Genomic DNA, 12,451 nt, shown 5'->3' with positions numbered 1-12,451 from the left:
CTGCGGGTGGTGGTCTTCGTGGAGCGGACGGTCACGGGGCTGCCACCGGGGACGCTCCTGAACCGCATCGGCGTCCTGCTTCGAGAGAGGAAAGCTCCATGACCAACGTGCCACCGGCCACCACCACCGATTCGGGCGCACCCGTCGAGAGCGACGAGCACTCGCTCACCGCGGGTCCCGGCGGGCCGATCCTGCTCCAGGACGCCTACCTGATCGAGCAGATGGCCCAGTTCAACCGGGAGCGGATCCCCGAGCGGCAGCCGCACGCCAAGGGCAGCGGCGCCTTCGGCCGCTTCGAGGTGACCCATGACGTCAGCGCCTACACCAAGGCCGCCGTCTTCCAGCCGGGCGTTCGCACCGAGCTGCTGGCCCGTTTCTCGACCGTCGCGGGCGAGCGCGGGAGCCCGGACACCTGGCGCGACCCGCGCGGTTTCGCACTGAAGTTCTACACCAGCGATGGCAACTACGACATGGTCGGCAACAACACGCCGGTCTTCTTCATCAAGGATCCGATGAAGTTCCAGCACTTCATCCGTTCCCAGAAGCGCCGCGCCGACAGCAACCTCCGCGACCACGACATGCAGTGGGACTTCTGGACCCTCTCCCCCGAGTCGGCCCACCAGGTGACCTGGCTGATGGGCGACCGCGGGATCCCGCGTACCTGGCGGCACATGAACGGCTACACCTCGCACACGTACATGTGGATCAACGCCGCCGGTGAGCGGTTCTGGGTGAAGTACCACTTCAAGACCGACCAGGGCGTCGAGTGCTTCACCCAGGACGAGGCCGACCAGATGGCCTCGGCCGACACCGACTACCACACGCGCGACCTGTTCGAGCACATCCGGGACGGGGAGTTCCCCAGCTGGACCCTGTACGTGCAGGTGATGCCGTACGCCGAGGCCGAGGGGTACCGGTTCAACCCGTTCGACCTGACGAAGGTGTGGCCGCACGGCGACTACCCGCTGATCCAGGTCGGCCGGATGACGCTGGACCGCAACCCCACGGACAACCACGCCGAGATCGAGCAGGCCGCGTTCCAGCCGAACAACTTCGTCCCCGGCATCGGCCCGAGCCCGGACCGGATGCTGCTGGGCCGGCTCTTCTCGTACGCCGACGCGCACCGCCACCGCATCGGCGGGAACTACCAGCAGCTCCCGGTCAACGCCCCGGTCGTGGACGTGCACACGTACTCCAAGGACGGCGCGATGGCCTTCCGGAAGACGACCGACCCGGTCTACGCGCCGAACTCCAAGGGCGGTCCGGCGGCCGACACCGAGCGGTGCGGCCAGCCGCCGAGCTGGGAGACCGACGGGGCGATCACCCGCAGCGCCTACGTGTCGCACGCCGAGGACGACGACTGGGGCCAGGCGGGCACGATGGTCCGCGAGGTCCTGGACGACGCGGCCCGCGACCGGCTGGTGGAGAACGTCGTGGGGCACCTGCTGAACGGGGTGACCGAGCCGATCCTGGAGCGCGCCTTCCAGTACTGGTCCCATATCGACAAGTCGATCGGCGAACGCATCGCCGAGGGTGTGCGCGCCAAGGCGGCCGCGAAGGACCCGAAGGCGGCCCAGCAGGGCAACCCGGCGCGGAGCAGCATGCAGGACAAGGCCTGAGCGTTCGCGTACGGACCTGTGCCGCGGGCGCGGGGATCCGAGCCCGGCGCCGCGGCACGGTATAGGCGGCCCCGACGTCCGGTGGAGCCGGCCACCCTCGTGGTGGCCGGCGGGGACGAGAACACCGTCCGGGCCGTCACGGCCGCGCTGGAAGAGATCGGCTGTGTCCGGTGAGCCGGGGTGCCGGTCAGGGGGCGGCGGGCGCGGGACGGCGCAGCTGTGCCTGGCCGAAGAGCAGGGCGTAGTCGTCGGGGAGCCGGCCGAGGATGCGGGCGAGGAGGTCGGGGCCGGTGAGGCGGGTGACGATGGCGAGTACGGCGCCGGTGTCCCAGCGGGCGACGGCCGGGCTCACACCGGTGCGGGCGGCCAGGTCCTTGACGAATTCCCAGCCCGTGAGGTGTTCGGCGTCGGGGATCTGGGCGGTGAGGGTGAGGGCGGCTTCGACGGGAAGGGCCTGGGCGAGGTCGACGCGTTCGTCGCCGGTGAGCTGGCGGCCGAGAGCGGACAGGACCTGGTGGACGGCTTCTGCGGCGCGTTCGCGAGTGGGGTAGGCGCCCTCGTAGCGCACGCGTTCCAGCATCTGGTCGAATGTCATGGCCGGCTGGGAGGCGTTCGTCCGAGGCTGGTCGTACACGGCTGTGGTTGCCTTTCTGTGCGGAGGGTCTGGCCCGGGAGCGGTGGCGGTCGGGTGGCCCTGCCGGTCAGACCGGCTGGGAGTGGCCGAAGAGGAGGTCGTAGCCGGGCGGGAGCTGGAGGAGGACCTCGCGGGTGAGGACGTCGCCCGCGGCGGCGGCCGTGGTGGACAGGACCGCGCCGATGTCCCAGAGCGCGGTCTCCTCGGTGGCCCCTTCGATCCAGGCCGCGGTCGCCCGGACGAACCGTTCGGGGGAGAGTGGTTCGGCGGCCTGCAGCGGGTTGAGGAGGATCAGGGCGTAGGTCTCGGGGAGTCGGGCGGCCAGCTCGGCGCGGACCGTGCCGACCAGGTGTGCGCCGAGCAGGGCCAGGACGACGCGGGCGACGCGGTCGGCTTCCTCAGCGGTCTCGTACTCGCCTCGTTCCCGGACGAGGGCCAGGAACGATTCCCTGCGCATCGACATCGACATCACCTCCGGGGAGGGGTGAAGCAGGTCAAGGAAGGTGGCGGAGGGCGGTTGCCGGAGGGGGATCGACTCGTCCCCGCCCTCCGCCGGCTGCTGGTGCGGGAAGGCTCAGGCGGAGATCTGCTTGGGGCTGGCCTCGGCACGGATGCTGATCTTGCGCGGCTTGGCGCGCTCGGCGATCGGGATGCGCAGGGTCAGGACACCGGCGTCGTAGTCGGCCTCGATGTGCTCGGTGTCGAGGGTGTCGGCCAGCATGATCTGGCGGGAGAAGACACCCAGCGGCCGCTCGGCCAGTTCCATCTTCACGGTGTCGGCCTTCAGAGCAGGGCGGCGCTCCGCCTTCACGGTCAGCATGTTCCGCTCGACGTCGATGTCGATCGCGTCGGTGCTCACACCGGGCAGGTCGAACGCGATCACGTACGCGTCCCCGTCGCGGTAGGCGTCCATCGGCATGACCGACGGCTTCGACCAGGTCCCCGACGTGCCCGACAGCTGCTGGACGATCCGGTCCATCTCGCGGAACGGGTCGGTGCGCATCAACATCGCAAAACACCTCCAGTTGGCTACGGCAGAAACTGCCAATGCGCTTCAACGTGCTTCCGTTGTATCATGTCATCCATACGACGACAAGTGAGGAAGTCGCATGATGGACGACAAGAGGGAGTCGGGCGATCCGGGTTCTCGCTCCGGGCCTGCCTCCGCGCAGGCAGCGGCCCGCGCCCTGACGCGGGTCCGGACCGCCATGGATGAGGCGAACAGCGCCGCCTCCGAAGCTCCCCCCGCTTCCGCGGCCGATACGCTGGCCGCCCTGCAGCTGCTGCGGGAGATCCGCGAGGAACTCGCCGGCTGGGAGAGCGGCCTGACCGAGACCGCGCGCGGCGCCGGCGCGAGCTGGGCCGACCTCGCCGGGCCGCTCGGGGTGGCCAGCCGGCAGGCCGCCGAGCGGCGTTACCTGCGCCTGCGCCCCGGGGCCGCCGACACCACCGGCGAACAGCGCGTCCAGGCCGTGCGCGACCGGCGGGCCGCCGACCGCAGCGTGGCCGCGTGGGCCGAGGACAACGTGGGTGCGCTGCGCCAGCTCGCCGGACAGATCATCGGGCTCACCGACCTCCCCGCCGGCTCCGACGGACGGATCAAGGACCTGACCCGGGCGCTGGGCCGGCCGGGCGCGGCCCAACTCGTCGACACCCTCACCGCCACCAGCGGCGACCTCACCCCCGGCCACACCGAACTGGCCGGCCGCATCGAAGACCTGCGCCAGCAGACCCAGCGGCTGCGCGACGACAGCGACGGACAGCGCAGAACCTGACCCCCTTGGTCCCCCTTTGGCCCCTTGTCGGTCCTGCGGCCGCCGAGCCGCAGGACCGACAAGGGGCCAGGAAGCTGTCCGGCAGACCTTGCGGAGACCCCCGGGGCGGGCGCCCGCGGCGGCGAGGGGCTACAGCCCCTCGAAGGACAGCCGGGCCGCCTCAACCGCGGACACGACGACGCCCGGGAACCGGCCCTGGACCAGGGCAGCGGGCGGGTCCGGACCCGCCCTGCGGGGCCCGGGCGGGCGCAGGGCCCGGCCGGCGAAGAGGCCGGCCACGGTCCGGCCGGGTCCGGCGTCCGTGGACCGCCGGCACCCTGTGGGGAAGGCCGCGGCCCTCCGGCAGACCGCCCCGCCCGAAGTCCTCGCCGAACGCGCTGCGGCCGCCGCCCGGGTCACCACCACCGGGGACCTCCTGCCGCGGGCCGCACGACGGGGCGCTGACGGCCGAGAACCTTCTCGGAGCGGACAGCCAGGAGGTGGGTGCGGCGAATCGTCCCCGGAGAGCAGGCCAGCGAGGATGGACCCGACCGTCGTCCTCCCCCGCTGGAGGCCCCGCCGCACCCACCCACGTACCGGCCCGGGGGTTTGCCCGCCGCGATCGTGAGCAGGAGGGGGTCACGACCAATCCGGTAACACCACGAGGAGGTCCCGATGTCGGGCACGCAGAAGACCAAGGCACAGGCCGAGCAGGCCAAGGGCAAGGCCAAGGAAGCCATCGGCCGCATGGTCGGCAACGAGCGGATGACCGCCGACGGCCAGGCCGAGCAGGCCAAGGGCAAGGCCCGGCAGGCCAAGGAAGACGTCAAGGACACCTTCCGCCGCTGAACCCCGGCCGGCGGCCCGTCGGGCCGCTGCCGTCCCGGAGCCCCCGGCCCACCTCCCCCAGGGCCGGGGGCTCCGCCATGTCCCGCGTCCCTCCGCGCGCAGAGCGTCACCCCACGGGCCTGCACCCGCGCCACGCCGCACGGCGGCGGGCGAGGCTGCGTGCCGCGGTAGGACGGAACCAAGGAGTTCCGCACGCGGGGCCCGGCCGGCTGGTGAAGCACGGCCGGGCCGCGCACCGCGCCCGGACCCACCCCCGTACACGGGTGCCGGCCCGGCGAATCCCTGTGCCCGAATGCCCATGCCCGACCAACCACCCTCAGCACGTACCCGCGGCGCCGGCCGGCTCCGACGGCGTCGCCGCTCGCGGACAGCGGCGTCTCACCGTCGTGCCTGGCGGTGAGGCGGGGGGGGCGACGGCCGATGTGCGGACAAGGTCCGGTCCCACCGAGTACGAGCTGTTCGCCCACCGGGACGGCCACCACCGCCAAGTCCCGTCTCGGGAGGCGCGGTCGGAGTTCGCGCAGGCCATGGCCGCTTACCGGGGCCGGGGAGTCCGGCGGTTCCCGGCCCGGCGCAGGGCGACCACGTCCTGGCCGTATTCGGCGTTGCCGAACGTGTCGGCCTCCGCAGACAGGGCGTGCAGGGTCACTGTCCGGTGCGGTCATCGTACTGATCTCTCGCGTGACTCGACATCAGGATCAGCCGGTGGCCGCTCGTCTGTGCGGGCGTCATCCCGAAACCACGCGGTCGCCGATGGGTGCAGGGCGGGCGGGCTGGATGAACTCCCGAGCTCTGCGAAGATTGTCCGGCAGGGTTCGGGCGGAGGGGGAACGTGTGCAGTCAGCAGCTCAGATCGTCGGGGTGCACGGGATCAGGCAGTCCAAGACTTCCCGGCAGCAACTGACCGCGGAATGGGGCAAGGCGCTTCGACGGGGCATCACGGCGTTCACCGACGCACCCCATCACAGTCCCGTGCTCCGGCTGCCGCACTGGACGTCCCTGCTGGCCAAGGGTGCTGACCACCGCCTGGGCCCGGAGGCGGACCCGTACGCGGAGTCGGTACCGATGACGTCCGAGGAGGAGGAGTTCATCGCGGAGGCCCTCCTGGACACCGTCCGGCCCGAAGACCTCGCCTTCGCCGAGGAGCAGACCCTGCTCACCCTGGGTCCTCCGAAACTGTGGTCGCCTCGGATCACCCGGCTGGCGATCGCCTACGACCGCCGCTTCGCCCGCGGGGGCGGCAAGCTGTTCGTACGGTCGATGCGGGAGGTCCGCTACTACCTGACGAAGCCGACCCTGGCCGGTGAACTCCGAGCCTTCGTCCAGGCGGACTTCACGCCCGACACCTCCGTGGTGCTCGGGCACTCGCTCGGCAGTGTGATCGCCTACGATCTCTTCCGCCACGGGGAGATCGGCCCCGGGCACGGCGTGTACGGATCGGCCGTCCACACCCTCGTCACCTGTGGCTCGCCGCTGGGCATCCCCGCTGTACGGCGCCTCATGGGCATTCCGGACGGCACGCACCTGCGGCTGCCGGACCACATCAGGTGGATCAACGTCCACGACCCCTCCGACTTCATCACCGGCGGCTCCGGCCTGGCGGCCGCGGCGCCGGGTTCCATCGATGCCGAGGTCCGCAACGGAGCCGATGACCCCCACGACGCCGTACGCTACCTCCGGACCGAGCCCGTCGCCCGCGCGGTGACGACCGACCCTCGGTGAGCCGGGTGCCGGCCCCGAAGACGTACGCCCGTCATCTGATCGTCATCGCGGTCACCGACTACGACGACGGCACCGCCGCCGACCGGCAACTGTTCACCGCCGGGATCTCTGCCCAGGTCGGCGCCGTCGAAGGCTGGTGGGGCGGCCCTCACCTCGACGACAACCGCCGCTTCACCCCCGTGCCCGCCAAGCCCTTGAACAACGTCCGCGACCTCCGCGAGTTCATCTTCGAGGCAGGGCTCGCCGATGTGGACAACGACGAAGCCCTCGTCGTCTACGTCACCGGGCACGGCCTGGCCCCGGCCAACTCCCCCCAGCACTTCCTGCGCCTACCGGCCACCGTCGAGGACAGACCACTGTCCACCGCCTTCCCCACCGCGGATCTCATCACGACCGTGCTGGACTCGAAGGCGACGCACGTCCTCGTCATCGTGGACTCCTGCTTCTCCGGCCTGCTCGAAATCGAACTCAAGGTGAAGCTGGCGGCACTCCGCGAGGAACGCCGCGGCCTGGGCTCCCTCGTCGTCCTCGCGGCGGGGGACGACCAGAGCAGACCACGACTCGGCCAGTTCACCAACCTCCTCCAGGCGGCCCAGAGGCATTTCTGCGACGTGGCCAACGGCTACGCCGACGCCCATCTGAGCTGGCGGGACTGGCAGGACACCGTGGACCGGGTCTTCGACCACAACACCATGGCGGACCTCCACTACATCTGGCCGACCCGTTCCCCCTCCATCGGGCGGGCTCAGCTGGAACCGAGCCCCTGCCTGCCCAACCCCGGGTACGCGGGCGTCGAACCGGTCCTCGCCCCCTCCCTCAGCCAGGTCGGTTGGTCCCGTACCGAACTCGACCGGTACTGGGTCTCCCGTGCCACAGGCCAGACGGAGAGCGGCGCTCCCGGCTGGTACTTCACCGGCCGCGGCGACCTGGTCCGCCGCATGCGCGGCTTCCTCGACGGCGAGGAGGGCGTGCTCGTCGTCACCGGCGAAGCCGGCTCCGGGAAATCCGCCCTCCTGGCCCGCGTCGTCACCCTCAGCGATGCCCGGTTCCGGGCCGACGAGACCTACGGCCCCCTCCTTGCGGCCCTCCCCGAAGAACTCGACGTGCCCGAAGGGTCCGTGGACGCCGCGGTCCTCGCCCGGAACTCGGACCCCGACGAACTCGCCCACAACCTGTACGAGGCCCTCGGCGGCACCTCCGGTCCGGCCTGCGACGAGCCCGCGCCGGGCGAGAACTCCGGCCCCCTCCCCCGCTTGCGGAAGCTGGTTCGGGACATCGCCAGGCGGCGGGGAGGGCCGCTGACGATCGTCGTGGACGGCATCGACGAGGCCAGGAACCCGACCCGGGTCGTCACCGACCTCCTGCGGCCCCTCGCCGACCTGCGCATGGAGGCGGCCGGCGCCGAGCGGCCCACCGTCCGGCTGCTGCTCGGCATCCGCAGCCCCCGGGGCAACCCCACTGCCATCGACGGCCACGCCCTCCGCGCTCCTTCGCCGTCCGACCTGCTCGGCCTGCTCGTCCGGGCCACCCACGCAGGGGCACCGGTGCGCACGGACGACGCCGCGACCACCACCCCCGACATCGCCGCCTACGTCCGGACCCTGCTCCACTCCCCCTACCCGGGGCAGGACGAGTCCACCTGCCGCGCGGACCCCGGCCGGCACCACGAACTGGCCGAGGCGATCGCCCGGAACGTGTCCCCGTCCTTCCTGGACGCCCGCATCGCCGCGGAAGGTCTGCGCGCGGCGTGCGTCCTGCCCGACCCCGACGACGAGGGGTGGCTGCGGACCTTGCGCCAGGGGACGGAGGCCCTCCTCCGCAAGGACCTCCGTGAGGTGGCGCTTGCGGACGGCACTCCCGCCGAGCACCTGATGACCGTCCTTCGCGCTTCGGCGTTCGGACGGGGTGCCGGCCTGCCGTGGTCCGACATCTGGCCGGCCGCCGTCGAGGCCCTGGCCCCGAGCCCCGTCACCGACCCCGACTCGGTCATCCGCGAGGTCCTGGAGAGCCGCCTGTCCGGCTATCTGACCACCGCGGTGGAGGACGGGCGGACCGTGTACCGCCCGATCCACGAACGCATCAGCGAAACCCTCCAGGTCTCGCCCGCCACCCTGCTCGAACCCACCGGGGCGACGGTTCCGACAGGGCAGGCCCTCGAAGTGATGCCCGAGGAGCACGCGAAACTCACCTCCGCCTTCAGGCGGCTGCTGCCCGCCGCTCCCGACCAGGCCCCGCACCCGTACCTGCGCCGCCACCTCGTATCGCATGCCGCGGCCGGGGGCGTCCTCGACGACCGGCACGTCCCCGGCCGGTTCCTGCCGTGGGAGACCAGCCGCACCGTCCGGGCCGCGCTCGGGCTGCCGACCGACCCCTCCGCCGGAACGCTGTACCTGGCCTCCTGGGCCAGGCTCGAACCCTTCATGGCGGATGCCGGGACCGCGGCCAGGGCAGACAGCCTGCTGCTGTCCGCCCTGGCGTCCGACCTCGAACGCGACACTCCGCGGGCCGCCGACGCCGAGACAGGCGCGCGCCAGGGCCAAACCGCTCACCGCATCGTCCCCTGGTGGAATCGCCTGCGTGTGCCCGGCAACATCGTGGGCCGCACCCGGGCCGACCTCGGCTCGCTCGTCTCCTTCGCCCTACCCGACGGCAGCCCTCTGGTCGCGGCGGGAGACCAGGACGGCGAGGTCACCGTATGGGACCCCCTGACCGGCGCGGAGTTCGGGCAGCCCGTCCGGCGCGGCGCCTACGCCCGCGCGCTGGCCGTGCTGACCCAGCCCGATGAGGAGCCCCTGCTCGCGGTCGGCTGCGACAGCGGCGTCTGGGTCCTCGACCCGCAGACCGGAGATGTGACGCACCTGCCCATCTCAGAAAGGGTCCATGCCCTCGCGGCGTACACCTCACTGGACGGGGAGGCACGGCTGGCCGTCGGAACCGCGGACGGACTGATCATCTGCGACCCCCTCGGAAGGCGGGTCCTGGCCCGGCCGCCCCTCGACGTCCTGGGACCCGGTCCGGTCCGGGCACTGGCAGCGCTGCCGCTCGGTCTGGGCACGTGGACGCTCGCCGCGGGAGGCGAGAGCGGCACGGTGGCCGTGCTGCACGCCGAAACGCTCGATGTCGTGAACGTGGTGGACGCTTCCAGCACGGGCGTGACCGCACTGGTCCTGTTCAGCGGGCCAGACGGCCCACGGCTCACCGTTGCCTCCAGATCCACGCCTCACGTGCGGAGCTACGACCCGTTCACCGGGGAGGAGGACGAGGCGGCCCTGATCACGCAGCCCACGGCGTCCCTCGGGCTGTACCCCGATCCCGGCTTCGGCACCCTGCTGGCCCTCGGCGGGGTGCACGGCGGCCCGATCGTCCTCCGGAACCCGGAAGACGGCGTGCAGATCTACGATTCCGCCTTCCGTCACACCAAGCGGGTCAAGGGCATCGCCGTCGTCGGCGAGGAGTCTCGGAGGCCCCTCGTGGTGTCGGGGTCAGCCGACCGGACCGTGCGGCTCTGGAATCCTGATGCCTTGACGTCAAGGTGGGAGACCCATCTGGAAGAAGGAGGCGGCGGTTCCCTCCTGGCGGAGGTGTCCGGGTTCGCGGCCGAAGCCACCTTCGCGGGGCCCGGACCGACCGCTTCGGGCAGCCTGGAGATCCGATCGGCACTGACCGGGGACGCCATATGGCAACAGCACTGGCCCACCGAGTGGGACGCGGGCGAGCTCACCGCTCTCACCACGTATCCGTCTGCGTGGCGCGACGAGCCCAGTTCAGTGATCGTCGGACTTCGTGGCGGTGTGATCGGCTCCTGGAACCGGACGCGCGGCTGGACCCGCCTGTCGGGGGGCGGCTGGCCCTCGACAAGGGTGCGGGCGCTCGCCGCGTTTCCCGTGGACGACTCCGGCCGCGGGTGCCTGGTCAGCGCCCTGAGCACGAGAGCCATCCTGTTTCAGGACGTCGCCACCGGTGAGTGCCTCGCCGAGACCCAGTACAGCAGCGGCGCCGTCCGCTCCCTGACCGTGCTGCCCTCCGCGTCGGGCCCGCTCGTGACCTATGCGACCTCCGAGGCCGTGCGGTTCTGTCATGTGGGAAGGCCCTCGCACCGCCGGCTGCCGGCACGCATCGGCTCCGTCACCGCCCTCGGCGTCTTCCCGACGGAGGACGGCGCCCTGCTGGCCACCGGGGGATCCGACGGGTCCGTCCGGCTCTGGTCCCCGGACGAGCCGAAGAAGGAGGCATATCCGGTGATCAAGGGGCACCGCGGACCGGTTTCCGCGATGGCCCTGCTACGGACGTCGCCGACCGCACCGCCGCTCCTGGTCACCACCGGCTCCCGGGACACCACTGTGCGCCTCTGGGACCCAAGGACCGGAGAGGAACTGATGCGTCTGGTCACGGGCACCGAGCTCGGCTCCGTCTGCGTGCTGCCAGACGACGGATCAGTGCCGGACGGCACCCCCGTGATCGTCTTCGGTGGACCGGCCGGAACGGCGGCGGCCACGGTGCGAGCCTGACCGCTGCGCACCCGCATCGAGGGCATGGCCGAACGTGCGGTTCCAGGACACCGTTGCTCCCGCCGAGCGGTACGGCGGGTCGGGCCACCGCGTAGACGATCGGAGCCCCGTGTGACGTCGACCTCTGCCTGTCGCACACCCTGAGCCTGACCGCCCCCGGCCTTCCGCTCCTGGACCTCGCCGCACGACCGGCTGCCCCGGCCGCGCCGCCACAGAGGATTCAGGTCTGGCGAAACCTGAATTCCCGTTCCTATAATCTGGTCATGGAACCGGAACGGGAACCGGCGGAATCACGCACCAACTGGACCTTCGTCACCCACCACGCCCGGGTCCTGGCCATGCTCCTGCGGGACTCCGAGGTCCGCATGCGTGACATCGCCGAGGCCTGCCAGATCACCGAACGCGCCGTCCGCGCGGTCATCGCCGACCTGGAGAGCGCCGGCTACCTCACCCGCAGCCGCCACGGCCGCCGCAACACCTACCAGATCACCGACGGCACCCTCTTCCGCCACCCCGCCGAAGGACCCCACGAGATCGCCCACCTCATCCGCCACCTCGCCGACCTCCAATCCAGCCCGCAACCCCTCGCCCACGGCGGCGGCCAGGACCACGGCCGCGACACCGGGTCCCCCGGCGAGACCCCGTAACGAACCGCTCGACGCCACCGGTCACCGAAGGGAGCACCGACATGACCCACCACGAGCGCGAACCCGAGGCAGACCGCGCGGCCACCGTCACCGTGGTCGTGTCGCATCCCCCGCAGGGGCGCAGTCGGGCCGAGGTCGTCGGGGAGCTCGACATGGACAACCACGGCGAGGTGTGGGAATCGCTCAGCGCCGCCCTCGACGCCGCCGGCAGCGGCCTCGACCTCGACCTGTCGGCCCTCGCCTTCTGCGACAGCAGCGGCCTCCACCTCTTCCTCGACCTCCAGCACGCCGCCACCACCACCGGCAAGACCCTCCGCCTGTACGCGCCCCCACGGCAGCTGACCCGCCTCCTCGACCTCACCGGCACCACAGACCTCCTCACCCCACCCCTCGAACCGGGCAGCCACCACGGCGGCCACGGCGGCACCGCCGGCCCGAAACCTCCCGCCCGCCCCCTCCCGCATACCGTCGACTCCGCCATCGCCTACGACGACGAGCCGTGACCTCCTCCCGCCCGTCGGGACGGTGAAGCCGACGCCCTGGACCCGTCGCCCGCCCACGCTCCCGCCGGTGCACGGCGGCTCGGAACACCGCACGGGTGCCCGCCCGACTCCGGCCGCCACCACCCGAACGGCCTAGCGATTCCGGGGCCGGCGGGCAGCAGCCACTCCTTCGGGTGACGCTGAGGGCGACGTCGCTGCCCGTGCGTTCCCCTGGC

The 12,451-nt window shown here is 71.9% G+C and carries 11 protein-coding genes; 7 read left to right on the top strand and 4 right to left on the bottom strand.

What is annotated here, in order from left to right:
• The first annotated feature begins 98 nt into the window (after nt 1–98).
• Nucleotides 99–1,619, top strand: coding sequence for a catalase (locus ACZ50K_RS16345; protein ID WP_468903116.1), 1,521 nt, complete (start codon nt 99–101; stop codon nt 1,617–1,619).
• A 187-nt stretch (nt 1,620–1,806) separates the two neighbouring features.
• Here the strand turns inward: ACZ50K_RS16345 and ACZ50K_RS16340 are convergent, their stop codons facing one another.
• The 3 genes from ACZ50K_RS16340 to ACZ50K_RS16330 all read right to left on the bottom strand — a co-directional run bounded on the left by ACZ50K_RS16340 (nt 1,807) and on the right by ACZ50K_RS16330 (nt 3,262).
• On the bottom strand, nt 1,807–2,214 hold the full coding sequence (locus ACZ50K_RS16340; protein ID WP_468903114.1) for a DUF2267 domain-containing protein: 408 nt from the start codon (nt 2,212–2,214) through the stop codon (nt 1,807–1,809).
• A 106-nt stretch (nt 2,215–2,320) separates the two neighbouring features.
• Nucleotides 2,321–2,716, bottom strand: a complete 396-nt coding sequence (locus ACZ50K_RS16335; RefSeq protein ID WP_468903112.1) for a DUF2267 domain-containing protein — start codon at nt 2,714–2,716, stop codon at nt 2,321–2,323.
• 111 nt (nt 2,717–2,827) lie between these two features.
• Complete coding sequence (locus ACZ50K_RS16330) at nt 2,828–3,262, bottom strand: Hsp20/alpha crystallin family protein (protein WP_468903111.1); 435 nt, start codon at nt 3,260–3,262, stop codon at nt 2,828–2,830.
• 100 nt (nt 3,263–3,362) lie between these two features.
• On the opposite strand from ACZ50K_RS16330, the gene ACZ50K_RS16325 reads away from it, so the two are divergent.
• On the top strand, nt 3,363–4,028 hold the full coding sequence (locus ACZ50K_RS16325) for a hypothetical protein (RefSeq protein ID WP_468903109.1): 666 nt from the start codon (nt 3,363–3,365) through the stop codon (nt 4,026–4,028).
• A gap of 129 nt (nt 4,029–4,157) precedes the next feature.
• Here the strand turns inward: ACZ50K_RS16325 and ACZ50K_RS16320 are convergent, their stop codons facing one another.
• The gene (locus ACZ50K_RS16320; protein ID WP_468903107.1) at nt 4,158–4,307 is read right to left on the bottom strand and encodes a hypothetical protein; all 150 of its coding nucleotides are present in this window, start codon (nt 4,305–4,307) and stop codon (nt 4,158–4,160) included.
• Nucleotides 4,308–4,682: 375 nt separating this feature from the next.
• Here ACZ50K_RS16320 and ACZ50K_RS16315 point away from each other — a divergent pair, with 375 nt between their 5' ends.
• The 5 genes from ACZ50K_RS16315 (at nt 4,683) to ACZ50K_RS16295 (ending at nt 12,236) form a co-directional block, all read left to right on the top strand.
• Nucleotides 4,683–4,856: a CsbD family protein gene (locus ACZ50K_RS16315; protein ID WP_468903105.1), complete on the top strand. Its 174-nt coding sequence runs from the start codon at nt 4,683–4,685 to the stop codon at nt 4,854–4,856.
• Between the two features lie 834 nt (nt 4,857–5,690).
• The gene (locus ACZ50K_RS16310; RefSeq protein ID WP_468903103.1) at nt 5,691–6,578 is read left to right on the top strand and encodes a hypothetical protein; all 888 of its coding nucleotides are present in this window, start codon (nt 5,691–5,693) and stop codon (nt 6,576–6,578) included.
• Nucleotides 6,575–11,086, top strand: a complete 4,512-nt coding sequence (locus ACZ50K_RS16305) for an AAA family ATPase (protein ID WP_468903100.1) — start codon at nt 6,575–6,577, stop codon at nt 11,084–11,086. The genes ACZ50K_RS16310 and ACZ50K_RS16305 overlap by 4 nt, the downstream gene beginning before the upstream one ends.
• Before the next feature lie 263 nt (nt 11,087–11,349).
• Entirely contained in the window at nt 11,350–11,733 is a 384-nt protein-coding gene (locus ACZ50K_RS16300) for a helix-turn-helix domain-containing protein (protein WP_468903098.1), read from the top strand.
• 41 nt (nt 11,734–11,774) lie between these two features.
• Entirely contained in the window at nt 11,775–12,236 is a 462-nt protein-coding gene (locus ACZ50K_RS16295; RefSeq protein WP_468903096.1) for an STAS domain-containing protein, read from the top strand.
• The last annotated feature ends 215 nt before the right edge of the window (nt 12,237–12,451 follow it).

The sequence above is a fragment of the Streptomyces sp. NPDC033845 genome, from assembly GCF_055576225.1.
The sequence above is the reverse complement of the archived record's forward strand: the minus strand, read 5'-3'. Positions and strand labels throughout refer to the sequence as shown.